20 protein-coding genes are annotated in these 24563 nt (G+C 53.3%); 10 read left to right on the top strand and 10 right to left on the bottom strand.

Features of this window, described 5'->3' with window-relative positions; translation table 11 throughout:
* The first annotated feature begins 68 nt into the window (after positions 1–68).
* On the top strand, positions 69–833 hold the full coding sequence (locus HN413_08905) for a phosphate ABC transporter ATP-binding protein (protein MBT3390517.1): 765 nt from the start codon (positions 69–71) through the stop codon (positions 831–833).
* A 125-nt stretch (positions 834–958) separates the two neighbouring features.
* On the opposite strand, the gene HN413_08900 is transcribed toward HN413_08905, so the two are convergent.
* Genes HN413_08900 through HN413_08890 form a run of 3 tightly spaced genes read right to left on the bottom strand, consistent with a single transcriptional unit; the run spans position 959 to position 4082 of the window.
* Positions 959–1951, bottom strand: a complete 993-nt coding sequence (locus tag HN413_08900; GenBank protein ID MBT3390516.1) for a hypothetical protein — start codon at positions 1949–1951, stop codon at positions 959–961.
* A 26-nt stretch (positions 1952–1977) separates the two neighbouring features.
* Positions 1978–3108: a hypothetical protein gene (locus HN413_08895; protein MBT3390515.1), complete on the bottom strand. Its 1131-nt coding sequence runs from the start codon at positions 3106–3108 to the stop codon at positions 1978–1980.
* Entirely contained in the window at positions 3108–4082 is a 975-nt protein-coding gene (locus HN413_08890; protein ID MBT3390514.1) for an NAD-dependent epimerase/dehydratase family protein, read from the bottom strand. The genes HN413_08895 and HN413_08890 overlap by 1 nt, the downstream gene beginning before the upstream one ends.
* A gap of 235 nt (positions 4083–4317) precedes the next feature.
* Between HN413_08890 and HN413_08885 the strand changes: the two genes are divergently transcribed.
* A complete protein-coding gene (locus HN413_08885; protein ID MBT3390513.1) occupies positions 4318–7062 on the top strand; it encodes a S8 family serine peptidase in 2745 nt (914 codons plus the stop codon).
* Positions 7063–7109: 47 nt separating this feature from the next.
* Here HN413_08885 and HN413_08880 read toward each other — a convergent pair whose 3' ends face one another.
* From HN413_08880 to HN413_08870, 3 genes are all read right to left on the bottom strand, one after another.
* A complete protein-coding gene (locus HN413_08880; protein ID MBT3390512.1) occupies positions 7110–8273 on the bottom strand; it encodes a hypothetical protein in 1164 nt (387 codons plus the stop codon).
* A 110-nt stretch (positions 8274–8383) separates the two neighbouring features.
* Positions 8384–11077: a hypothetical protein gene (locus HN413_08875; protein ID MBT3390511.1), complete on the bottom strand. Its 2694-nt coding sequence runs from the start codon at positions 11075–11077 to the stop codon at positions 8384–8386.
* Positions 11078–11088: 11 nt separating this feature from the next.
* On the bottom strand, positions 11089–12552 hold the full coding sequence (locus HN413_08870) for a hypothetical protein (GenBank protein MBT3390510.1): 1464 nt from the start codon (positions 12550–12552) through the stop codon (positions 11089–11091).
* Between the two features lie 167 nt (positions 12553–12719).
* Between HN413_08870 and HN413_08865 the strand changes: the two genes are divergently transcribed.
* Complete coding sequence (locus tag HN413_08865) at positions 12720–13895, top strand: hypothetical protein (GenBank protein MBT3390509.1); 1176 nt, start codon at positions 12720–12722, stop codon at positions 13893–13895.
* A 59-nt stretch (positions 13896–13954) separates the two neighbouring features.
* Here HN413_08865 and HN413_08860 read toward each other — a convergent pair whose 3' ends face one another.
* The 4 genes from HN413_08860 to HN413_08845 are packed head-to-tail and all read right to left on the bottom strand — an operon-like array spanning position 13955 to position 17212.
* Complete coding sequence (locus HN413_08860) at positions 13955–15319, bottom strand: FAD-binding oxidoreductase (protein ID MBT3390508.1); 1365 nt, start codon at positions 15317–15319, stop codon at positions 13955–13957.
* Positions 15303–16022: an alanyl-tRNA editing protein gene (locus HN413_08855; protein ID MBT3390507.1), complete on the bottom strand. Its 720-nt coding sequence runs from the start codon at positions 16020–16022 to the stop codon at positions 15303–15305. Before HN413_08855 ends, HN413_08860 begins: the two co-directional genes overlap by 17 nt.
* Positions 16023–16046: 24 nt before the next feature.
* Positions 16047–16484 carry a carboxypeptidase regulatory-like domain-containing protein gene (locus HN413_08850; GenBank protein MBT3390506.1) on the bottom strand — a complete coding sequence of 146 codons (438 nt, stop codon included), beginning with the start codon at positions 16482–16484 and terminating at the stop codon, positions 16047–16049.
* Positions 16485–16507: 23 nt separating this feature from the next.
* The gene (locus HN413_08845; GenBank protein MBT3390505.1) at positions 16508–17212 is read right to left on the bottom strand and encodes a hypothetical protein; all 705 of its coding nucleotides are present in this window, start codon (positions 17210–17212) and stop codon (positions 16508–16510) included.
* Between the two features lie 248 nt (positions 17213–17460).
* Between HN413_08845 and HN413_08840 the strand changes: the two genes are divergently transcribed.
* The 7 genes from HN413_08840 to HN413_08810 all read left to right on the top strand — a co-directional run bounded on the left by HN413_08840 (position 17461) and on the right by HN413_08810 (position 24403).
* Positions 17461–18486, top strand: coding sequence for a histone deacetylase (locus HN413_08840; protein MBT3390504.1), 1026 nt, complete (start codon positions 17461–17463; stop codon positions 18484–18486).
* 99 nt (positions 18487–18585) lie between these two features.
* Positions 18586–19011, top strand: a complete 426-nt coding sequence (locus HN413_08835; GenBank protein MBT3390503.1) for an OsmC family protein — start codon at positions 18586–18588, stop codon at positions 19009–19011.
* 54 nt (positions 19012–19065) lie between these two features.
* Positions 19066–20052, top strand: a complete 987-nt coding sequence (locus tag HN413_08830) for a hypothetical protein (protein ID MBT3390502.1) — start codon at positions 19066–19068, stop codon at positions 20050–20052.
* Positions 20053–20215: 163 nt separating this feature from the next.
* Positions 20216–21370 (top strand): aminopeptidase P family protein, encoded by a 1155-nt coding sequence (locus HN413_08825; protein MBT3390501.1) that lies wholly within the window; start codon positions 20216–20218, stop codon positions 21368–21370.
* Positions 21371–22636: a CpaF family protein gene (locus HN413_08820; GenBank protein MBT3390500.1), complete on the top strand. Its 1266-nt coding sequence runs from the start codon at positions 21371–21373 to the stop codon at positions 22634–22636.
* 40 nt (positions 22637–22676) lie between these two features.
* Positions 22677–23969, top strand: coding sequence for a CpaF family protein (locus tag HN413_08815; protein ID MBT3390499.1), 1293 nt, complete (start codon positions 22677–22679; stop codon positions 23967–23969).
* 140 nt (positions 23970–24109) lie between these two features.
* The gene (locus HN413_08810; GenBank protein MBT3390498.1) at positions 24110–24403 is read left to right on the top strand and encodes a glycoside hydrolase; all 294 of its coding nucleotides are present in this window, start codon (positions 24110–24112) and stop codon (positions 24401–24403) included.
* Positions 24404–24563 lie beyond the last annotated feature (160 nt).

Raw genomic sequence — 24563 nt, 5'->3', positions numbered from 1 at the left:
TACAAGAGAACTTGGTTGGGTAAAACTCTATCTACGCAATGCGCTATGCCTTGTGTATAATCTCCTGTATGAGCAAACCACCTGTCTTCGCCATCCGAGATTTAGATTTTTACTATGGGGTCAGCAAAGCCTTGAGCCAGATCAATATGGATATTCTGCCTCAAAAAGTGACCGCGTTAATCGGCCCGTCGGGCTGCGGAAAATCCACCTACCTGCGTTGTCTCAATCGCATGAACGATACCATCGCGGGAACGCGCGTTGAAGGACAAATACTATTGGATGGAGAAGATATCTACGCTCCGGATATGGATTTGGCGTACCTGCGCCAGCGGGTTGGGATGGTCTTCCAGAAGCCGAATCCATTCCCGCAGAGTATCTACGATAATGTGGCCTTTGGCCCACGGGTTCTCCAGATGACGAAGAGCCGCGCCGACCTCGACGAAATTGTCGAGCGCAGTTTGCAGCGTGCTGCGGTTTGGGATGATGTAAAGGATCAACTTCATGATGATGCGCTGGGTCTCTCGCTGGGGGAGCAGCAGCGTCTGTGCATTGCCCGCGTATTGGCAGTTGAAGCCGAAGTCATTCTTATGGACGAACCGGCTTCGGCGCTGGACCCGATCGCAACCGCAAAAATCGAAGAGCTGATTCATGAACTGAAGGAGCGTTACACGATTGTGATTGTGACACATAATATGCAACAGGCCGCACGGGTATCCGATTCTACGGGGTTATTCTGGTTAGGTGAATTAATCGAATTTGATGTTACTGAAAGAATCTTTACAAATCCGGAACACGAACTTACCGAAGCCTATATTACCGGGCGTATGGGATAGCCCCATGTTCACGCTACGCGGTGACGCGTTTCTGTGTTCTCATTTCCGTTGATGAATACGCTTTTTTGTAACTGCTCAGCCTTTTTCTGTTCGAGGCTGAGCAATTACATTTTTTTATTTAAGCATCAGGGTATCGTTTTGTGGGAAACGTAAATATCGGCTTCTAGCATTTGGCTTAAGTCTTTGTCGAAATAATGATGCACGAAATAGAGCGTGTTCCCATCTGGCGAGAGAATGGGTTCGCCTGCGAATTGTGAGACAATCTCCTGCGCTGTGTCCCATGTGCCATCGGTCTGGCGTTCGGAACGGAAAACGGCTGGCCCGGGGTAGTACAAGCCGCTGCGAGTGGTAGAGTCAAACCACAAGGCCGCACCATCCGCCGTTAAAAAGGGGCGATTCTCATCAGCGGCGGTGTTGACCCCCGGCCCCAGGTTAATGGGTTCGCCCCAACCCTGATCTGATTTTACCGACATCCAGATATCAAAACCGCCATACCCGCCAGAGCGCTCCGAGCCGAAGTACAATTCATTTCCGTCGGCTGAGATATGCAGTTCGCCGACCTGATAGGCCGGGTCAATTTCGTCGCTCCAATCTTGCCAATCTACCCAAACTGAATCCGCCTTTTGGGCGCTGAACCAGCGGATTTCGCTCCCCGTACTTTCGCGCACCGAGCAGAATAGCATCCAATCTCCCAGCACAAAGGGGCAGCCATCCAGGTGGAGTTCATCTTCGGGCGCCAGAATCACGCGGCTTGGCGCCTCCCACCCCTCCCCAAGTTTGGCCGCCACCCAGATACCGGTTACGCCATCGTGAAGCTGTTCTCCCGCCGGGACGCGCACATCCGGCGTAAAAAAGAAGTACAGTGCGCTGCCATCTACGGGGATAAAGGGACTGTCTTCGCCCCCAGCGGTATTGATCGGCGCCCCCAGCGGCTGCGGCTGGCTCCAGCCTGTGGCGATCACCGGCGGCCAAACATCATCATCGGGAGTTTTTTTGATATTATCGGAAGGGATGCTGCTCTGGCGTGAGATCGGTGTCGGGGAGGCTTGCAAAACAGATGTGGATGCGCAGGCCAGAGAGACAGACAAAAGCAGGAGAATGATAGAATAGCGTTTCATGTCTCGGCTCCGTTTAGTTTAATTCTTCATTCAGTGCGAATTTGATCCCAGGTTTCCAGCGCTGGTTTCGGGGCGCCATCCATCTCGCGCAGCCCCACAGCGGCAAACCACAGAATCGTGTCGGCGGTGGATTGCATACCATTCTGGGCCAGGAATTCGCGGTAGGCTTCGCCGTTGATGTCGTCCAGCATCAGATAGATCCAAAAATCCAGCCGTGACCCAATTTGCTGATGTATGGCGTTGAGATAATCGCTTTGGTCTTGTGGCGTGCCGGGGAATTGCCCAATCGGGCGTGAGTTCATCCCGCCCTCGGCCACAGCCAGCGGTTTGTCCGTGCGCGTCAGCAGGGGAGTGTAATAATCGGCGGGGATGTCGGCGGCGGAATCGAAGACCACGAAGGGATAGGATGAAATTGCCCAAAGATCCAATTGCGGTTCGAAGACTTCGATTTGCTCCCACTTGGGCTGGAAAGGCTCTCCATCGGCGATATCAAACGGAATTACGTTGTTGAGATCATCCCATTGAAAGGTGACGAAAACCTGTGTTTGCGGTGAAACGGCTTTTATTGCGGCATAGGTTTCACGGTACAGATTGACGAAATTCTCAAAATCGGCAGGTTGGGCGTCGGCGTAGGTGTTGATTTCGGAGGCCAATCCCAAATAGCGCGGCTGAAGATCGCCTGCCAGCCGGGTGGCGTAATTTTTGAAGGCGGCGCGTATTTCGGGCGTGCCAAAATTACTACCTTCGAGTTCGGCTGGCAAGCTGGCGAACTGGCGGCGGTCGAGGCCGTTGAGAGGGTCGATCACCAGAATATATTCCAGATTGTGCTGGGAAGCCACGGTCAGCAAGTCGACCAGATCGGTGTATTCTTGCGACTCGGCATCCGAGGCCTCGATGAAAGCTTCCCAGGGGACGGGACGTTGCACCAGAATCACGTCGCCGTGCTGGTGGATGCCATCCAGTGTAGATAGCAGACTTTCAGTGGTCAGTTCCGGCGGGCTGGGGAAGAATCCGTAAACCGTGCGCCCGGAATCAAAGACAGAAATTTCAGGTTTAGGGGGGATGGCCGAAGTTGGGGCGGCGTTGCCGCAGGCTAAGGTTGTGAGCAAGAGTGCAATGATACCGACAATTATTCTGTGACGTTTGGATCGTATCATCACAAATAACCTTTTTGTTTGAACCAGTGTAACGCGTCGCGTACAGTTTCATCAAAGGGACGCGGCACCAGGTCCAATTCAGTCTGCGCTTTGGCTGTGTTATAGCCCTGCCAATGGGGGAGGGCGCGCAGGTGATTGCCAGAAATCGAAACGAAGGGCAGCGCGTCATCGAGAGCGACGAGGGCGCGCGTAACCCATAGTGGAATCTCGAAACGCGGCTCGGGCATATTAGCCGCGTGGGCGGCCTGACGCAGCGCTTCTTCAACCGTGAAGTTATACCCGCCAAGAATATAACGCTCGCCGCGTTTGCCATGTTGCGCCGCGGTAATATGTGCCGTGGCGACATCGCGCACATCTATGGCATTGATGATGCCCGGTAGCCACGCGGGGATGCGCCCACGCGCCACACCGATGAGCAATTTACCCATTGTCAGGTGCACATCGCCGGGGCCGAATACGGCTGTGGGGCAGAGTACGATCGAGTCTATATCTTCAGCAGTCAGCACGGCGTTTTCCATGGCAATTTTGCACTCGTAGTAGGCGTTTTTTGGCATTGAGCCGGGTTGGTAAATATCGCGTTCATCGGCGAGACGCTTTTCTTCGGGTGGGGGTTGCCCAATGGTGGAGAGCGTGGATGTGAAGATCAGTCGCGGTGCCTGGGTTGCGCGCACAGCATTGAGCACAGTTTCGATCTCCTGCCGGGCGTGGGTAACGGCTGCGGGCACCTGCCGCGGATGTGTGCCGCTGGGATAGTAGGCCGCGGCATGGAAGACAATATCCATGCCTTGCATTGCCGCCCGTAAGGAGGCAGAATCGGCCAAATTTCCGGCAACCCACGCTACAGGCGCGCCGTCGAGGTCCCCATTGCTGTTGGGGTTACGACGCAGGGCGCTCACTTCCCAGCCTGCATCCAATGCTGCGCGGGCGATTTGCCCGCCAATAAAACCGGTGGCTCCGAGTACGAGTATCTTCATAGTGTGCCTCTTTGGTAATGACTTCTGTCCGCGGTCAATGGTAGAATTATAGTAACTGCTCAGGCTATACTAAGGCACGTAAGCTTCACAGAGAGAATTCCGAAAAAGGGTGTGCGTGGGGTGCGCAGCACCCCACGCACACCCTTTTTCGGCCTCTTTTGGTTCGATGTTGAGTTGTTGCGAATTATAAACGATTGAAAAATTCATGGCGGAGAATTACTTTGGGAACGCCCGAATGAAGCATAAGCAACGCATACTAACCGGCATACTCATTTTTACAACACTGTTTGCCCTCGCCGCACCCGTTGTGCAATCTTTGGTGGCGCTGGCCGCGGATGCAGGCGAAGACCCGCAGCCTGTGATTGAGCCAGAATTGCAGGCGCAGTTTATGGTGGAGCAAGAAGCCGGATATATGATCCAGTTTCGCCACCAACCCAACCTGGATTTAGCTTACGAGTTAGACTGGGAGACGCGCGGCCGTTTTGTGATCAATATGTTGCAAATATCGGCAGATAACTCACAACAGCGCGTGCGCGCTTATCTCGATGTCAAGGGGATCGATTATCAATCTTTTTGGATTAATAATACCATTCTGGTAAATGTCTCGGATCAAACGACATTTAACGGGCTGTTGAGTTTTGTGGAAATTGATGCGCTACGCGCCCGTCGCCGCCCGCAATTGGTCGAGCCGATTGAAGATATTGCCGCGCCGATGAATGTTCCCAACGTGGCGCAAAGTAATATTGCCCAGATTGGCACGGCTGTAGTTTGGGATTTGGGGTACGATGGTTCGGGGATTGTGGTGGCGAATATTGATACCGGGGTGCGTTATACGCATGAAGCCCTGGTAGATACCTACCGCGGTAATCTGGGGGATGGGACGTATGACCATAATTACAACTGGTGGGATCCGGCGCTGGGCGGCAGCGACCGCGAGCCAAACGATTGGCATGGGCATGGATCGCACACAATGGGCACGATTCTTGGCTCGGGGGGGATCGGCATGGCCCCCGGTGCGCAATGGATGGCCTGTCAGGCGTTTGAGGGTAACGACAGCGAATTGCTCGAATGCGGCCAGTTTTTACTGGCTCCCTGGGATTTGAACGGCCAGAATCCCGATTCGTCCAGACGCCCGCATATTATCAACAACTCATGGGGCGATTGCGTGCAGTATCTCGATACCTGGTATTTGGGCATGATCGAGAGTTGGCTGGCCGCGGGAATTTACCCGGTTTTCTCGAATGGTAATAGCACATCGTGTGGCTATGCTTCGCCGCCGGGATTGAATACGGTGGGCAACCCGGCACGCTATGGCAATGTCACCGCGGTGGGTTCTACTGGCAATACGGGTGGCGTGTACGCGCCGCATTCCAACTGGGGGCCTACCGACGACCCGGATGTACTCAATCCCGCGGAGTACCCGAATTTAAAACCACAGGTAGTTGCCCCGGGCGTCGACATCCGTTCGGCGGCGCGCAGCGGAGATCGCGATTATCGCCTGATGAGTGGCACATCCATGTCGGCGCCGCATGTCAGCGGGTTGATTGCCCTGATGTGGGATGCCGCGCCCTGCCTGATTGGGGAGTATGCCACGACGGAGAGTATTTTGCAGGTCACGGCCAATCCTGTGCTGTATGACGATGGTACGGGTAATGGCGTGCGTTCACCCAATTATGCTACCGGTTGGGGCGAAATTGACGCGCTCGCTGCGGTGCAGGCCGCTAAAGATTATTGCGGGGCCGATTTCCGTATTGACGCTGCGCCCGAAACCGTGAATATCTGCGCGCCAGAAGCGGCCCTGTATGATGTTAATATCAACCCGTTATTGGGCTTTGACGAGTTGGTGACGTTCAGCGTGCAAAATAAACCCTCGGGGGCAACGCTCCACTTCGAGCCGGATTCGCTTACCCCGCCGGGGAGTAGTGTACTCACCCTCGGCGCCACTCAATCCATCGCCGCAGGCGATCATGAATTTTCTGTTGTCGCCACATCTGGCGATCTTGTCCACACCGATATCGTCACGCTGCATGTCGATCAGACTACGCCCAATTTGCCCGAGTTGAGCTTTCCTGCCGATGGCGCAGATAATATCTCGGTGGCGCCGACGTTGCGCTGGGAGGCAATCTCACAGGCCTATTATTATCGTATCGAGGTTGCTGCCGACGCGGCTTTTAACATCATTTTGCAAACTGCCGAAGTCGTCGAAACCAGCTACACGCTGCCAACCTGGCTGGAAAATAGCACGCGTTATTATTGGCGTGTCCAGGCGGGTAATTATTGCGGCCTTTCGTCGCCCACCGCGGCCAGCTTTACTACTCGTACGCCGGTATCGGTTTTGCTGGTGGATGATGATGACAATAACCCCGATGTGCGCGGCTATTACACCGCTGCGCTGGATACGCTGGGGCAATCCTACGCCGTTTGGGATACGCACAATAGCGACACCGAGCCGAGTGCAGCGCAGTTGGCCCCTTATGAAATTGTGATCTGGTTTGTGGGGGATGGGTGGAAATCGCCCGCCGGGCCGGGAACTTCGGGGGAGGCGGCTTTGGCAAACTGGTTGGATACAGGGGGCTGTCTGGTCGTCAGCGGGCAGGATTATTTGTGGAATCGTCAGGTGACCGATTTTATCGGGGAATATCTGGGTGTGGCTTCCTTTGCGGGCGACGCGGCGCAAACCTCAGTAACCGGAGTTGGGGAGGCGTTTTCAGGGGTGGGGCCTTACTCGTTGAGTTATCCCTTCTATAACTTCAGCGATGTGCTTTCGCCAACAGCGGGCGTTTCGGTGGCCTTGCAAGGCGATAAAGGCTCCGCCGGGCTGCTGGTGGATACAGGCGTTTATAAAACCACGCTCTGGGCCTTCCCCTTTGAAGCGGTTAGTCCCGCCGCCGACCGCGCCGAATTGCTTGAACACACCCTTGCCTGGTGTCGCAGCGGAGCGACAGAGTACCAGATTTTCTTGCCCTTGATTGAAAAATGAACCTAAAAAGAGAGTGGCTCTCGGCAAAGCCGAGAGCCACTCTCTTTTTAGGAAAGATTCACTTCAAACTTAATCCCCCGTTCACGCACAGCTTGCATAAATTCCGTTGCCGGCACAGCCACTTCCATCGAGACGCCGCCCGCCGGAACGCGACCGCGCGCCTGAAAACCCATCATCATGGCGCAATGCCAACCGGTCAAGCGTTCCATAGCGGTGAAGCCGGTGGCTTCGTCGTAATAGTCAATCAGGTCAATCGTGACGGTGGTTTCTTTACCATCTTTCACCCCATAGCCGATTACGCGTATTACGCACACATCACGAATTTCAGTTGCGCTGAGTTTGGGAGCCAACAGGGTGTGATAGACCTCGCGCGGGACGATAGTGGAGCCATTCACCTGCAACGCTTCTTCCGAGAAAAGCCCTAATTCCTTGAAGGCGCGCAGCCATTCGAAGTGGCCGGGGTAACGCAGGGTTTTGTTGGTGAAATCCTGTAACTGGCCCTCAAACGTCCACGGCGAAGTGGAAAGCCCGCCCGAAGTGACATCCGCTTCCAATTTGCCCAGCGGAGCGAATTCAATGAATTCCGATTCGGTGAGGGTATCTACGGGAGTCAGGTTACCATCTCGCAGGAAGGTAGCCTGTCCATCCATCTCGTTGGTCAGGCCGTTGATGTGGAAGGTGGCCTGGTAATTCCACGGCGGGATGGGTTTTTGCGGCAGGCCGCCATCAAAGATATGCACAGCGCGCGGTGCATCGAGCAGGTCTTTAGCGTAGGCTGCCATGGTCACGTTAAGTCCCGGTCCCATGCCGCAATCGGGCACAATACTGATTCCCGCGGCTTTGGCTTCGGTATCCAGCGCCAATTGCTCGCGCACAACGCCGGTGTGCCCGCCCATATCGCACAGGCTGGAACCCGCTGCTAGACAGGCTTTGGTGATTTCCAGATTATAGTAGTAGGGCACGGCGCTAAGGGCTACATCCACGCCCTGTAGCACGCGCGCCAGTGCGGCGCGGTCGCTAACACCCAATTGCTGCGCAACAGCCACTTCCCGCCCGATGAGCTGGTTGATACGTTTTGCGGCATTTTGAGCGGCCTGTGCATCCAGGTCGGCCATGATGATCTTTTGCGCCGCACCAAACTTGGCGAGATCGTAGGCCGCGGCGGTTCCCTGCCGCCCGGCGCCCAAAATAGCGTAAGTGTATTGGGTCAAAATTTGCTCCTTGTAGGGATAGTTTTATAACCACAGATCCCCTGAGGGGCACACGTGAACACAGATGAAAAGCGAAAATCAGCGTGTATCCGTGTTTATCTGCGATTTTATTATTTTGTACACCAGTGTACTTGATTCGATAAAATCGTCTGCTGACTTCCATCCTGATTTTGCACGACAACCGCCTGAGCCAGAAGATGCCCCTCCGCCTGTGTCCCGATGACGAAAACATCCTCGGCGTGGGGGAAAGCAGCGGGTGCTTCTTCGAGCGGCAAGATCACATTTACATTTTCTGGCCCGGCGACCAAAAAGCCAATCCGGGCGTAGGGATAATGGTTATAGGCTGCCCAAACTCCCCAGCCGTAGCCTTGATTGGCTGCATAAAACCGGGGATACAACGCTCGCCCCTGAATCACGGTCACACCTTCATCCAGACCGCAAATTTCTTCCAGCTCAATGGGAAGCACGGCAGTGACGGCTTCGGTTGTGCGTTCCGGGTAACGGGTTGGGGGTAGAAATTCCAGGATGGGGATCAGCGCGCCGAGTAATGCGATACTTCCCAGGAGGGGCAGCGGGCGCATCAACTGGGATGCTCGCGCGCAGCCTGGGGTGGGGGTTTGTTTCACAGGGATTTTTCTTATCCCGAACAGGGCGCGCACCAAAACCACCAAGCCGATGATGTAATACCAGATGATGATCCAATCGACTGGCAACATAAACCGTGAACCGGAGACGCGCGCAATCGCCGTGCTAAAACTATACGCCAAATGAATGCCCAGCGGCATAAGGCCAATCCAGCGTGTCCGCCGCCACGCGGCTGCGATCCCCATGCCGAGTATTGCCAGATTAAAGATGATGGGAATTACAGCGCCGGGCGGCCAATTGCCTTGCCAGCGTTCTTGAAAGCTCCAGAAGGGGAGGTTTTCGATGTAGGCTCTCCGGTGTGATGCCTCGCCGGAGGGTATGTATCTCAGCCGGGATAGCCAATAATCTGTCAGATCAAAGCGCATGGGCAATGACAATAACGCCGTCACTTCGTTATGGAAAAAGTGATTGCTGATAAATTGGGCTACGTAACCTGGGTTGGCGCGGGCAAAATCTGCCGCATTGCCGAAACCCTGCTCGATGCGCTCATTTGGCGCGGCTTGCGCCAGATCAAAAACGCCTGGTTCGCGTGTGTATTGACTGTCCAAATAAACCGCCTGCATGGGCTGTGAATAGCCAAATTTGCCAACTACGAATCCATTGCGGACCATCCACGGCAGGATAAAAACCGCTGTACCGAGCAAAAAAGCCCCCAACGGCAGGAGAATTTTGCGCGATTGACCCCAGAATTGAAACACCACCACGCCGAACACCACGGGAACAAAAATAATTGCCTGTGAACGGATGAGAATAAGCGCGCCCAACGCGCTCCCGGTAATCATCGCAGATGCAATGGCACTGGCATCACTGGGAACGCGAATATCGCGTATGGGCAAATGGCGCGAATTTTTCTTGTTTTTATTTGTGTCATTCACTGCATTCGTGACATGCGTGTTCCACCATTTTACAAATAACAGCCCGAAAACCGCCATCCCTAACGCCGCCGGAAAATCGGTCATTATTAATTTGGAATGGGATACATTGATGCGGCTGGAAAGCGCAATCGCATTTTGTTCGCGCAGAATCAGGGCTACGGCGGCGACCAGCCCCGCCAGGCGTTGATCCATGCCCACGGAGAAGAGGTAAACCACCGCGGGGAAGAAGGCCAAAGTCCCGACTTGCAGCAAGATGATGGTGTTATAGTCATGCCCGCCGAGGGCGGTTAACAGTCCCAGCAGTACATTATAGAGCGGTTTTTCCGCCGGGAACTGGAAGCCCTCGCCGATGAGCATATCTTCGGCGTTCATCATCAGCAGGGCCGCGTCGGAATAGGGCGTATACATGAAATTGGGAGCGTTCGGCTCCAGCGAATAGTGTGTGGGCTGCATTGGTTGCGCGGCCCACACACCCAACGCCGCAGCCCAAATGACGAAGAAAATCAGCCGGTCACTGATTTTGGTTGTGCGTGTAGCCACAATATAGACAACGTTACCCGCGATCAATGCCAGAATGATTTGGCTGAACAATAATGGAGTGCCGGGAAAATCCCAGCCAACAATGTCGGGGATTAGTCCCATGCCGGTTGCCTGAATCACCACCGCCAATCCCGCGAGGGTGATCCAGGCGATTAGGAGAGAAAATCCAAATTTTGCAGAAAATACTTCTTCCAGATGCTGGCTAGTTTTTACCACAATACCCTGAAGGGTACGAGCAGTACGTAGGCTCGAAGAAACTACTTTTCTTTGTGTCTTTGTGTCTTCGTGGTGAATATTTCTTTTCACCGTTGTGAACATGATGATGGTAACGCCCGCGTTCCAGGTTGTCCATCCAACCAGCGGGGCGATGCGCACAAGCAAGGGAAAAGCGGTTTGATCCCAGGTATATGCGAGGGCATATAAATAATCGCCCCCCAGGATGAAGATGCCGAGAGCGCCAGACAAGCTACCGTAGAAGATGCTGTGATTTTTGAGACGAGTCACGCTGGAGTTGAGGCGGTTTTCCCACACGGATGGTTTATGCGAGAGCACGAGGATAAAAACCAGCAAGCTGATTTCGATGGCAGCCATGCTCGCGGTGAGCAGCAAACGGTTGCGTGAATAGCCAAAAAGCCCAGATGCATATTGCTCTGAAGGTATCGCAAATAGGGTCAGGAGCGCGACAACACCACCCAGACAGAGCAAGGCAAGATAGATGCGTACTACATTTAAGGGTTTATGCACAATTTCCCCGGCTAGTCACGCGGTAGCGGCGGCAATTCGTCCATGCCGATATTTTTGGCGGCTCGGGTGGTGATGGCGCGCAACTCGACGCGCAATTCGTCAGCGATAGGTGAGGGTTTGTAGGTCTGCAATAGTTGGCTGACGCGCGCTTTGGCTCTGTCCCAGGTTGTCAACGCGCCGGAACGCTCCCAGTCTTCGGGTTCGCGGCGGTCAATCACCATTGAAGGGATATAATCTTCTTTGCGGAACCATTGATAAGTATGGTCATGTGAGAAATATTCGGCATTATGTCCCATCTCACGGATTAGATCCAATCCAATAGGATCGTCGCGTACTTCAATCCCGCCGATGATGTGTTTTGCCATGCCGATGATTTCGGCATCAATGACCAGTTTCTCGAAACTTTGGCAGTTTTCAAAGGCCATCATCCCCGCGCCCGAAACCATATTGACGCCAGCCAGGGCTGCCATCAGCGCCCCGCCGGACGATTCCAGCCCGCATTGGGCATCCACGACTTTGGCATCGCTCATCCCCAGATAGGCGTGGGTGGGCATCCCCAGAGCTTTGCCGACCTGCGAGTAAGCGCAATCGATCATCCAGGTGCCGACCGCTCCCATCGGTGTAGTACCCTGGCGCATGTCGAAGGCCGCGGGCGAGCCGCCCCAAATAATGGGCGCACCCGGATTCGCAAGTTGCGAAAGCGTCACTCCGCTGAGACACTCCGCGGTATGCTGTACTACCGCTCCGGCCAGCGTGATTGGGGCGGTGGCGCCGGTTAGAGGCATGGAGACCAGTTCGGCGGGGATGTTGTAGCGGGCCGAGTCGATCAGGTTTTGGCAGGTGATGTCGCTCCAGAGCAAGGGTGGGGAGGGGCAAACGTCGAAAACAGCGATGGGTTTTGCAGCCAGCGCCGCTTCGCTCCCGGCGGTTGCAACGAGCATATCTTTCATATACCACCAGGTGTCTTTCTCAAAAGCCCCGGTGATGATGGGTTTGCGCATGAAGTTCAGGGCCAGATACAGGCGATACAGATCATGAATCCCGATGGCGACATCCGCGGGGATGAAGGCTGTGCTTTGGGCGTCTAATTGGGGCAACATTTCGACCAATTTGACGAAGTTTACAAAATCGGCGGTGTTGGGCTGGCGCATCTTTTGCGTCTCACTGTCGAGTAGTAGCAGAGCCGCGGAACCGGGATCAAATTGCACGCTGTCGCCACCGTAATGCACTGCCGGATCGCCGTCTAGATTGTAGAGATAAAATTCTGAAGGGCGCGTTTCTAAGGCTCGCCGAGCGATGGTTTCAGGGATGCGGGCGACCTGGGTTTCAAAATCAACTTGCGCCCCGGCTTCAGCTAATAATTCTAGCCCCTCCCGGTTATGGATTTGAATCCCGGGGTCCATCAGAAGTTGGAAGGCTTCGTCAATAATTTGATGTACGACTTCATCGCTGAGAAAATGTACTTTAGGACGCATGATGTATTCTCTCCTGTTGGCGTGTGATGGCGGTTGGATATACACAAATACCTGAAATTAAAAATCAGTTGAAGGATATTGTATCGCAAGTTATTAGTGCCGGTTTCCCAAAACACACAGACAATTTATGATATATTTGAGAAAACAGATTCTATTGGAGGATCACAATGAACCGAAAACTGTTATTTGCATTATTGCTCGCGATATCCCTTTGGGTAGGAGCCTGTTCCCCAGCCGCAACGCCAGAACCCACGGCTGTTCCTACGGAGCCACCGACAGCTACTGCTACGGTTACTCCCGAACCCACTGCGACTCCAGAGCCAACGGCTACAGATACACCAGTCCCCACAGAAACGCCAATTCCCTTAGCTTCCGTAGATGGCGGCATGTCTGCTGAGTTGGTCTTGTCCAATACATCGGATCGCAATCTTGCAATCTACTGGTTGAATCTGAACGGTGAGGAAGAATTCGCCAAACGTCTGACGCCGGGTCAATCTTATACGCAGGAAACCTTTGTAGAGCACGCCTGGCGGGTGCGCGACGAAGCCAGCGGCGAGATCGTCAAGGATATTGTTGTCAAAAGCCGGGAAACCAATCTGCCAATCCTCGTTCCATCAAGTATTGCCAATTTACCCACCCTCGAACCCACCCCGACCATTGTCTCGGTTTTGGTAGAAAATGGCGATGGGTGCGAAATTACGGATCCGGGGCATAGTTACTTTGGAAAAGAGTGCAGTATTGACGGTATTAAAATCTTGGCTTCTGATGCGGTTCAAGATCAAGCGCTGAAGCAAGCGTGGTACATTGTCTCAAATATGCTGGCATCCCGCCCGGATGTGCGCGAGCAGTTATCTAATCGAGGGTTGGAAGTAATGATCTTTCCGGCTGGGAAAAATGCTTCTGATCTTCCCGCAGCTATTGACGCAACCGAAGCCTTCGCGAATGCGGATGCTGACGCTGACCCTCGATTTATTACAGGTGAGAATAATCTTATGTGTGTTGGTGGCGGGCAAGAGTACCAGGGGTATTCAGTCACCGCTCATGAATTTGCCCACTCTATTCATATGGTTGGCCTAAATTCGGTTGAACCCGGTTTTGATAATCGTTTAGCGACGGCATATAGCGCAGCTATGTCTGCTGGTAAATGGGAAGACCACTACGCCGCTACTAATAAGTACGAATACTGGGCAGAAGGTGTTGTCATGTATTTCGAAGCTAGTCCAACAAACTATGAAAATCATCCGGTCAACACGAAAGCCGAATTACAAGAATATGATCCCGATTTATACAGTTTGGTTGAAGAAATATTCCGCGGCTTTGAGTGGACTCTTAATTGCCCCTAAAAAGATTATCCCTAAAATAAGCAGCCCCCGGAAGTTCTCAAAACTTACGGGAGTTTTTTTTATAACTGTCCTTCATCTCCCCAATCTTCAAGCAGTTTTTGATATTCAGCGTTCTGGTATCGCTCCAGGGAGAATGACGGGGCATACGATGGTAATTCAATACCGGTGATGTGGGCTGCCAACAGGTCCCCAGCCCCGCAGGCAGACATGAGGCCATAGCCGGAAAGCGCCCCGATGATATAGGCCCCCTTCACAGGCAGCGGCCCGATCAGCGGGCGGTTCTCTTGGGTCTTGGTGTAGTAGCCGCCGTCGAGCATCGGCTGGGGCATGCGCTCGAAATACTCGCTGAAACGCGGCAGCAGCGCCGCCATACCGCGCAGAGCGATCTCAGGGTACATCTCATCCAGGGGCGGTGGAATAACCGGCTCCACCACATGCGTGTGATACTCCCACAGCAGCAAAATAATATCGCTGTCTCCTGCGCCCTCGGGGCGTGTGTGCGCTCCGGCGGGCATTTCATCTAGCAGCCAGCCTGTCTCGTTATCTTCGGCCAGGAATTCCTGTTCTTCGGCATTCCACTGCAAGGTTTGCGGATCGGTCCAGATCAGCATCGGGGCGTGGCGCGGCACTACGCCCAAGTGATCGCGGAAGGCAACTTTGAGATGCAACTCGGTGTGGATGGGGAGATCAAGTCCCAGCATTTGACCAACTTCTTTGAGCATTGGGCCGGCAGCGTTGACGAAATGGTTGGTTGCAATCGTCGAGTCGTTGTTCAAGTGGACGGCTGATACACGTCCCTGAGAGACATCCACCCCTGTGACGCGGGCTTTGACAAATTTCACGCCATGAGCGCGCGCCTGATCGAGCATATACATGCCCAATTGTTGGGCGCTGAACCAGCCCGCCCGCCGGGCGTGCAGCGCGGCGGTGATGGTATCGGGCAAATAGGGGAAATACTGCTGGATGGCGACCGGATTTAGGAAAAGATCAGCGCCCGCGGGGTTGCCACGGAAGCCCTCGGGGCTGGATGGCTGGTAGGTTGTGGCCTCCCTCGGGGAGCGGTACACTCTCAGGGGGCCAGCGCCCAACTGCGAGGGAGTCTGCGTGTCCTGTTCAAAGGCAGAGATTTTCTGCGGGTCAGCCGTCAAATATAAATAGCCGCGCCGGTTCAAGTGAAAACTATTCCCGCTCTCTTCGGCGAGTTCTTCCAGGATGTCAATCGAGCGGTTCATCAGGCTGACCATAGGCGCATCGGGCCACCAGTTGCGATAGCATTCCGTGGATTTGTCGCTGGTCAGTGAGAGAGGGGCGCGCTCGTCGACGAGAATAATATCGCGAATGCCGTGCCGCACAGATAGGTGATAAGCAGCGGCGATACCAGCGATGCCCGCTCCGCAGATCAGAATTTCAGTCGAGTTCGACATAGATGCGCTTGTTGATCGCCCCTTTGCTTTTATAATTGGTGACGCGGATCGTGCCGACTTCAGATGTGTTGCGCACATGGGTGCCACCGTCGGCTTGCAGGTCTAGCCCTTCGATTTCGACGACGCGCACTTCGCTGATGCCTTCAGGCAGCAGGTTTATTTTTGTGCGGATCAGATCGGGAATTTGGAAGGCTTCTTCACGCGGCAGCGCGCGCCAACTCACTGGGCGGGCGTTGGCGACCTCGGCGATGATGGTCTGGTTGATCTCCTCGACGAGTTCTTTCTGCATCGTCTCGAACTCGAAATCCATGCGGCCTTTGAGCGGTTCCATATTGCCGCCGGTGACGGAGGCACCGTAATCGCGGAAGATGACCCCGCACAAGATGTGCATGGCGGTGTGCGTGCGCATAATTCTATAGCGGTGTTCCCAGTCGAGTTGTCCGTGAACTTTTGCGCCGACCGCGGGCAACGGATCGTCGCCTTCGAGCAGATGCACAAGCTGGTTGCCAATACGCTTGCCGCGTTTGAGTGTATAAATTTTTCCGTCAACGGTCAAGGTTCCCTTGTCGGCGGGCTGGCCACCGCCACCAGGGAAGAAGATGGTGCGGTCGAGCACGATGCCGTGGTTCTCTTCGTCAATGGCGGTGATGGTGGCGTTGAATTCTTGCAGGTAGCTGTCAATATGATATAGGGCTTCAGTCATGTTTTTTTCCTGGGGGGTGAAATGTTACTCCAAGTCTAAATCTGTGGGTATTTGAATATTTCCGAGATCTGTTTCACTACCGGGGTTAATTTGAGCCGTGACCTCGGCTCCAATTTCACCGAAAATGAAAATTACAGATTGTTCTCCGGCGGGAACGCCATCGAGGTAGAAATAACCATCGGTGCTGCTTTCACCCCGCATAGATGTGCCAAAGACGATGACCCTGGCGGCAAGGGGGGTGTTGCTTTCGTCCATAACGTAACCGCTGATAGCCCCTTTGCGCATCAATGTGGCGGCAGTTCCGCTGGCGAAAAAATTATAAGCTGCCAGAGCGATAAGTGTTAAACCGAGCAGCGCGAGCAACACCCGCGCCGGTGATTTTTTTTCAGGTTTTTCTTCCCCAGAGTGCGGAAATATTTCGCCGCTCATATCATCAAGTTGAGGGGAGTCTTCTAATTTCATGATTATCTCCTTAATTATTTTTGCTAGGGAAGTAAGCCAACACTCAGGCCATCGAGGCAAGTTTTTGAGCTGGGTTTATTCCGCAGGCCCACTTTGCCCTGCGTGTATGCGTCGTCGGTGGCCTGGAGAAGCAGGTCGCCTTCACGGAAAACCTGAAAAGTATCACCGACAACTTTGATCTCAAAGTCATTAGCTTGTGTGTTCCACGCATTGGGCACGTTAGTGTGCGCCAGACGGATCCATGCTCCATCTACGCGCTTCCAGATACGCACGAAATTATTTTTTGTATTGTATGTGAAGTGATAACCGTTCTTTTCATCCTGCGCGCGAAACCACACATCAAGGCCGGTATTCTTATCGTTATCGACAGCTTTATCGATATTGGCAGCCGTAACATTGATGACCACATTGTCGCTGCCGAAATCAGTTGCACAACTGTTGAGATAAGAATAGGCGTCCTTTCCATTCCCGGTGATGCAGGCTTGTCCATTTTCTACGCTGAAACTATCTCGATTGCCTCCCTCCCAAGAATCCAGCGCGCTTGCATCATCAAAGGTAAATTGGCAGCCGCATCCAGAGCCGCCCAGTTCGCTGACTGCACTACAATATACTTGTTGCAAGCTGGTGCCCATCGTTGAAAGCGCCAGCAGGGCAATCAGCGCGACGGCTGTGAAAATCAGGGCATATTCAACCAACCCCTGGCCTGATTCGTCGGTGTATGTTCTCATTTTTTAGCTCCTGAAAAATTGGGAGAAATCGACATATAATGATTTTATCACTAACCCATATGAGATTTGTTGCAGCAACCCTAAATGTGGGGTTTCTCACCGCAGTTCCCAAAGAGACCTAAAAAGTATGGTTTTTGTCTTACGAAGGACTGGTACAATGTTAGCAAAGGTATCAGGTTTGTCAAACCTGTTCATCTAAAAAAATCAACTACAAGCAAATCACCAATCGCTGATTTCCGGAGCCATTCATGCTCGAACTTGTCTACTTTTACCCCAAAGGCCACGCAGCTCACTATGAACGTGATCACCCCGAACGCCCGGAACGTGTCGAAGCCATGTGCCGCGCCCTGGATGAAATCGGCTGGTGGCAGCCTTACCCCAAATTGCCGCCGGTTGAAACGCCCGCCGCGGTACTCGAAGCGGTCCATACGCCAGATTATCTAAAAACATTGCAGCGCGCCTCAGCCCGCGGCCAGCATCTGGATATGGATACCTACACAACGCACGAATCATGGGATTTGGCCGTCAACGCCGCCGGGGGCGCGTTAGCTGTTTGCCAGACGGTGTGGAGCGGAGAAGCTCGGCGCGGTTTTGCGTTCACCCGCCCGCCGGGACATCATGCCACGCAAAACCGCGGCATGGGCTTTTGCCTGCTCAACAACATCGCCCTGGCCGCCGAAGATTTGCTGCAAAACGCCGGGGCGCAGCGCATTGCCATACTTGATCTCGACCAGCATCACGGCAACGGCACGCAAGATATTTTCTACGCCCGTGGGGATGTGTTCTATATCTCAACGCACCAATCGCCGCATTATCCTGGTACCGGCCGCGTGGATGAGATCGGTGTGGGGGAAGGCGAGGGGACGACAGCCAATTTCCCGCTGCCCGCCTATTCGGGGGATACGGCTTTCGTCACTGTAACCGATGAGTTGATTCTGCCCCTGCTGGAGCGCTTTGCCCCCGAGATGATTTTGGTCAGTTACGGCTTCGACCCGCATTGGCGCGACCCCCTGGGGAATCTGCTGCTGACAGCGGGGGGCTATAAAACCATCATCGAGCGGCTGTGCGCCTGGGCTGATGCCAACTGCCAGGGACGCATTGCCCTGGTTCTCGAAGGTGGTTATGATCTGGATGCGGCAGCGGCCTGCGCCCAGGGTGTGGTTGCGGCGTTGCTTTCTCAGGGATGGGATGATCCTCTGGGCGCGCCTCCCCAGCCCGAGACCGAGTCCTGGAAATCCATGCTGGGGCAGGCGAAAAATCTCTGGGAACTATAAAATCTTAGTACGCGGGTGATGCTTGACTTTCAGGCATCCTTCTCACATAATGGGGAAGATGAAACCCCAACGAAGCAATGAAAGGAATTAAATCATCGTATGGATACAGTCTCAGGAACGGTTTCACTAAAATGGGTGGACGCCACTTTTTTTGTGGGTTCAGATTCACGGGGCAGCACCATCAGTATCGGGTTTGACCGCCAGCGGGAACCCGCCTGGAACGCGGTAAAACCCTCCGATTTGTTATTGATGTCGGCAGCGTCGTGCTCAAGTTATGATGTAGTCACAATTTTGGAAAAACAACATGAGCCATTGGAAGCGCTTGAAGTGCAGTGTACCGGCGAGCAGAAAACAGAGCCGCCCTACGTGTTTGTGACGATGCACTTGAAATATCTTGTCCGTGGAGCGGTTGATGAGAAAAAATTGGCGCGGGCGATTAAACTCTCGGAAGATAAATACTGCTCTGTGTTGGCTACCTTGCGTCCAACCGTGGCGATTACGAGTTCGTATGAATTTGTGGAGTAATACATCCACTTGCGGAGATAAAACCACATAACTGTATCGTAAAGGAGGATACCGATGAAAAAGTGGAATATATTGATTGTGTTGTTGTCGTTGGCGCTGATATTTGCGGCCTGCAAGCCGGATGCGCCCCCCGCGGTTGAAGATGCTCAGCCAGAGCAAGCCCAACCTGAGGCTGCCCAGCCCGAAGAACCCACTGAACTCCCGCCCACGGAGCCGCCTCCCACCGAGACCCCGGAACCGACTCCAGTGCCGCCTACCGCGACGCCGGAGCCTACGGCAGAACCGACTCTGGAACCGTTACCTGCTGATCCGCAGGAGATCGAGTTCCAGGCCGCGGATGGCTTTACCCTCAAAGGGCGCTATTACCCCGCCGCGGTGAACCCTGCCCCAATGATTGTGCTGCACCATTGGGCGGGCGGCGATATGAACGATTGGAACGAGATTGCTTTTTGGTTCCAAAACCGCGGATTGAGTGGAACCAGCCCCAATGTGGGCGCCGAGCCGTGGCTTGACCCAACCTGGTTCCCGCCAATGCTTGAAGGCCGGTCCTTTGGAGTATTCTCCTTCACATACCGCAAATGTGCGGGGGGGTGTTCTTCGTTTGAACCGGCAGGCTGGTTATTGGATGCTCAGGCGGCGATGGAAACGGCCTATAGTCTCGAAGGCGTCGATCAACTTCAGATCGTTGCAATGGGAGCCAGCATCGGCGCGGATGGCGCGCCGGATGGCTGTTTCTGGCTAAATGATCTGTACCCCGGAAGTTGTCTGGGGGCGTTGTCGCTTTCCCCAGGATCGTACTTGACAATTGATTATGCCGAAGCCGTAACCGCTGTCGATGAGGATGGCTACCCCGTTTGGTGTTTCTTTTCCGCGGGCGATAGCGAATCCTCCCGCACCTGTAAATCGGCAACAGGCGATTTCTATCAGTTGTACGAATGGCCGGGCAGCGATCACGGCATGATGCTGATTCGCCCCGAGATTGACCCCTCTGCCATTCAGCTCATGCTCGATTTTGTGGAAATGGTTTTTGCCATCGAGTAAACTGGTTCTACAAGAGACACTGAGATACACTTTTCGACAAAGGGAAGCCAGGAAATCAGGAAGAAAAACTTCCTGCATTCCTGGTTTCCTCATAGAATACAATCAATAGTACAAGGATAAAATGAGAAAAGTATCGTTGCATATTCAGGCCGAAGAGTACCAGATGCGTGTTAATCGTCTGATTGACCACCTTGTAGAGCAAAAACTTTCTGGTGCGGTGATTTTTGATCGCGACTATATTCTCTATTACACCGGATTCGCATTTATCCCCACCGAGCGCCCGATTGGTTTTACGGTCAATGCTGCTGGTCTGAGGGCCATGTTCGTTCCCCGTCTGGAAGTGGAACATGCTTCGGGCAACGCGTTGATTGATCGCGTCGATTATTATCTCGAATACCCGCATCACCCGCACCCGATGTTCATTTTCAAGGATTTGCTGGCCGAGATGAAAATCCAGGGCGATTTTGGCGCCGACCATGATGGTTATCCGTGGATATTCGGCTACCGCGGTCCGGCGTTGAGTGAACTCACCGGGGTGAAACCCACCCCCCTGGCCGGGTTCATCGAAGATCAGATGATGGTCAAGAGCGACGCCGAGTTAGATTTGATTCGTGAAAGCGCCAGGTGGGGTAATCTGGCTCTGACGTTGTTGCAACGCTATACACATCCAGGAACCAGCGAGACCGAAGTGTCCATGCGCGCCAGCAATGAAGCCACACTTGCCATGTTAGATACATTAGGCCCGCTCTATCGTGCCCAAAGCGCTTTTGCCAATGGCGCGCAGGCGGTGTACCGCGGCCAGATTGGGCGCAACTCGGCCATTCCACATGCGTTGGCGAATAATATTATTTTTCAGGTGGGCGATGTGTTGGTGGGCGAATCCAACGCTCCGGTGTGGGGCTACAACTCAGAGCTTGAACGTACCATGATTATCGGGCCAGCCAGTGATGAGCAGAAACGCATCTTTGACCACATGCGCCAATTGCAAGATTTGGCCTTGTCCTCCATACAGCCGGGAATCCTCTGCGCAGAGGTGGATAAAACGGTGCGCGCCTATTATGAAAAACACGATCTGATGCCCTACTGGAAACATCATGTGGGGCATACCATCGGCTTGCGATACCATGAAGGGCCGTATCTGGATATTGGCGACCAGACGATCATCCAGCCGGGGATGGTTTTTTGCGTCGAGCCGGGGTTATACGTCCCCGCTCTGGGTGGATTCCGGCATTCGGATACAGTAGCCATCAATGAAGCTGGCATCGAAATTCTAACCTACTATCCGCGCGAACTGGAAGCGCTCACCATCCCAGCGTAGTTGAAAGGCATCCCTGTGGACGAATATCAAATCAAAGCCTATTTGCTGGAAGCGGTCACACGTAGATCGCAGGGCGAATCATTGGCTACGTTTGAGCATCAGCCGCAAGTAGAAACCTGGCTGCAGCAAGCCTATCAACACGCAGATTTTGAACTCGATGAACCGCTCCGCAAAAAAATATTTCGGGATGTGCGCGCCGAGCTACTTGGATATGGGCCGCTTCAGATATTGCTGGACGATGAAGATATTAGTGAAATCATGGTAAATGGCGCCAAGCAGGTGTATGTAGAACGCATGGGAGAATTGCGGGATACAAATATCACCTTTGAGGATGACAATCATGTGATGCGCATCATCGACCGTATTCTAAGCCCGTTGGGACGGCAGGTAAATTACGATTCGCCCACAGCAGATGCACGCTTGCCAGATGGTTCGCGGGTCAATATTGCCATCCCGCCAGTGGTGTTGGACGGCCCGGTGATTACAATCCGCAAATTCCTGAAACAGCATCTCACCATAGAGCAACTCATCCAATTGGGGTCGCTCACAACCCACATGGCGCAATTTTTACAAGCCTGCGTTGCAGCGCGGCTCAATATCGTAGTGACCGGGAATACCAGTTCGGGGAAAACTACGCTGTTGAATAATTTAACGCAGTATATACCGGGCAATGAGCGTATAATTACCATTGAAGATGCCGCCGAATTGAGCTTGCGGCAAAAATACGCAGTGCGTATGGAAACCAAATCCCCAAATGTGGACGGTTCCGGTGCGGTTTCGCCGCGTGATTTGGTGCGCAATGCGCTGCGGATGCGTCCCGACCGAATCGTAATTGGAGAAGTGCGCGGCAGCGAAGCGTTGGATATGCTTCAGGCGATGAATACGGGCCATGAGGGTTCGCTGACCACGCTGCACGCCAATGCTCCCCGAGATGCTATCTCGCGGCTGGAAACCATGGCCATGATGGCCGGACTGGAAATCCCGCTGATGGCGATTCGCAAACAAATCGTTTCGGCTGTAGATTTAATTGTCCATATGCAGCGTTTTACGGATGGCTCTCGAAAAATTGTGCGTATCAGCGAAATCCCGCGTATGGAAAGTGATATTGCCACACTATCTGATATTTTTGTCTTTGAACAAACCGGTATGGACGCGGCAGGAAGAATTGAAGGCAAATTGCGCGCCACCGGGTTACGTCCGTTATTCACGCCGCGTCTGGAAGTGGCCGGGTTTAAATTAGGTGGCGAAATTTTTGGCGCTGTATAGTTTGTTGATATATATGCCGAAGCAGATCTAAGGAGCGGTTATGAGTAATTCTGAAGTCAAACCCTTCAATTTCAACGATACCCAGTCCATCAAAACCTACCTGATGGATGTTGTGGCGCAACAAATTGAGCGTTACCCGCCTTCTGCGACTGAATATCGCAACAAAATCGCTGATTGGATTGGAAAAGCGTTAGATGGCACCAGCCACAATTTGAGCGCACCCGCTCGGCAGGCTCTGATCCGTGAAGTGCTGGCTGAACTCATTGGCTATGGCCCAATCCAGCCTTTATTGGAAGATCCGGGGATTAATGAAGTCATGGTTTATGGGCCGAATCAAGTATATATCGAGCGCGAAGGCCATCTCGAAGATACACCCATCAAATTTGATGATGAAGCGCACGTTATTCGCGTGATAAACCGTATGTTGCACCCCGTTGGGCGGCAAGTCAGTATAGACAACCCAACCGCCGATGCGCGCTTGCCCGATGGCTCGCGTGTCAATGTGGTCATTCCCCCAATTTCTATCGATGGCCCCTGCATTACTGTGCGCCGTTTTCTCAAAGATAGCTTTACGATAGAGCAACTGATCCGCAGCGGCTCGCTGAATGAAAGCATGGCGAATTTGCTGGAGGCCTGCGTTGTTGCCCGACTAAGTATTGTGATCAGCGGGAATACCAGTTCAGGAAAAACTACGCTTATGAATGTGCTTTCAAGCCATATTCCCGATGGAGAGCGAATTGTTGTGATCGAAGATGCTGCCGAACTGAAATTGCAGCAAAAATATACCGTTCGCCTCGAAACTCGGCCTGCCAATACCGAAGGCAAGGGCCTGGTTACCACCCGCGATCTGGTACGTAATGCCCTGCGAATGCGCCCGGACCGCTTGGTGATTGGTGAGGTACGTGGCGAAGAATCCCTCGATTTGCTTCAGGCGATGAATACCGGCCACGAAGGTTCGCTGACAACGCTGCATGCGAATTCGCCCCGCGATGCGCTTGCTCGCATTGAAACCATGGCACTAATGACTGGACTTAACCTGCCGCTATCGGCCTTGCGCCAACAAATTGCTTCAGCGATTGATCTAATCGTTCACATGGACCGGCTTTCAGATGGGTCTCGCAAGATCACTTTAATTTCTGAGGTTTCGCGTATGGAGGGTGAAGTGATTACTCTGCTCGATCTTTTCCGTTTCGAGCAAACCGGGCTGGATGAGCGCGGCAAAATTATGGGGACAATGCGCGCTACCGGCATGCGGCCATCCTTTATGCGGCGGGTGGAATTATCCGGGCACAGGCTGCGCGGGGATACCTTTTTGGTGAGTTCCAGAAAATAGGCCCGATTCTGTCTCCGTTGGCGGCTTGCGATTTATGTGGTATTCTTCCCGGCTGTTACGGTAGGAATACTCGGGAATTGCGCCATAAGTTGTGTAAACGATCCGGATTCCTGCAACATAAATGCTAAAGGAGCTAAAAAATGAAAAAAACATACGCAAAATCAGGCAAAACTTGCCGGGTGACCTTTGAATTCCCAGCAGAAGCCAATGCCAAAACAGTTTCTCTCGTTGGAGAATTCAATAATTGGGATAAAGAAGCCAATCCGTTGACTCAACGCAAAGATGGTCGTTTTAGCGGTTCGCTTGCCCTTGAAACTGGCAAAGAATATCGCTACCGCTTTTGGGTAGATGGAGACCGCTGGGAAAACGATTGGAATGGTGAGAAATATATGCCGAACGAATTCGGCAGCGAAGATTCTATAGTGGCCGTTTAATTTTGCTGTAGTTGAAGCTAAAAAACACAAAGAGAGTGGCAAAGGTGCACAGCCACTCTCTTTGTGTTTCTGCAACTTTTCGATCTTTTACCCGTAAATATCCTTGCATGTGGATGTCACCTGAGTTGAGTCGATTAATTTCGGCTATAATCAATTTGCA

The organism is Chloroflexota bacterium (genome assembly GCA_018648225.1).
Classification (GTDB): Bacteria; Chloroflexota; Anaerolineae; order Anaerolineales; family UBA11858; genus NIOZ-UU35.
Note: the sequence above shows the minus strand (reverse complement) of the source record. Positions and strands in the feature narration are given on the sequence as shown.

Excerpts from the sequence above, each read along its gene's own strand:
- HN413_08905 (MBT3390517.1), top strand. The coding sequence starts at position 69 with ATGAGCAAACCACCTGTCTTCGCCATCCGAGATTTAGATTTTTACTAT.
- HN413_08900 (MBT3390516.1), bottom strand. The coding sequence starts at position 1,951 with ATGAAACGCTATTCTATCATTCTCCTGCTTTTGTCTGTCTCTCTGGCC.
- HN413_08895 (MBT3390515.1), bottom strand. The coding sequence starts at position 3,108 with ATGATACGATCCAAACGTCACAGAATAATTGTCGGTATCATTGCACTC.
- HN413_08890 (MBT3390514.1), bottom strand. The coding sequence starts at position 4,082 with ATGAAGATACTCGTACTCGGAGCCACCGGTTTTATTGGCGGGCAAATC.
- HN413_08885 (MBT3390513.1), top strand. The coding sequence starts at position 4,318 with ATGAAGCATAAGCAACGCATACTAACCGGCATACTCATTTTTACAACA.
- HN413_08870 (MBT3390510.1), bottom strand. The coding sequence starts at position 12,552 with ATGCGTCCTAAAGTACATTTTCTCAGCGATGAAGTCGTACATCAAATT.
- HN413_08865 (MBT3390509.1), top strand. The coding sequence starts at position 12,720 with ATGAACCGAAAACTGTTATTTGCATTATTGCTCGCGATATCCCTTTGG.
- HN413_08860 (MBT3390508.1), bottom strand. The coding sequence starts at position 15,319 with ATGTCGAACTCGACTGAAATTCTGATCTGCGGAGCGGGCATCGCTGGT.
- HN413_08855 (MBT3390507.1), bottom strand. The coding sequence starts at position 16,022 with ATGACTGAAGCCCTATATCATATTGACAGCTACCTGCAAGAATTCAAC.
- HN413_08850 (MBT3390506.1), bottom strand. The coding sequence starts at position 16,484 with ATGAAATTAGAAGACTCCCCTCAACTTGATGATATGAGCGGCGAAATA.
- HN413_08845 (MBT3390505.1), bottom strand. The coding sequence starts at position 17,212 with ATGAGAACATACACCGACGAATCAGGCCAGGGGTTGGTTGAATATGCC.
- HN413_08840 (MBT3390504.1), top strand. The coding sequence starts at position 17,461 with ATGCTCGAACTTGTCTACTTTTACCCCAAAGGCCACGCAGCTCACTAT.
- HN413_08835 (MBT3390503.1), top strand. The coding sequence starts at position 18,586 with ATGGATACAGTCTCAGGAACGGTTTCACTAAAATGGGTGGACGCCACT.
- HN413_08830 (MBT3390502.1), top strand. The coding sequence starts at position 19,066 with ATGAAAAAGTGGAATATATTGATTGTGTTGTTGTCGTTGGCGCTGATA.
- HN413_08825 (MBT3390501.1), top strand. The coding sequence starts at position 20,216 with ATGCGTGTTAATCGTCTGATTGACCACCTTGTAGAGCAAAAACTTTCT.
- HN413_08815 (MBT3390499.1), top strand. The coding sequence starts at position 22,677 with ATGAGTAATTCTGAAGTCAAACCCTTCAATTTCAACGATACCCAGTCC.
- HN413_08810 (MBT3390498.1), top strand. The coding sequence starts at position 24,110 with ATGAAAAAAACATACGCAAAATCAGGCAAAACTTGCCGGGTGACCTTT.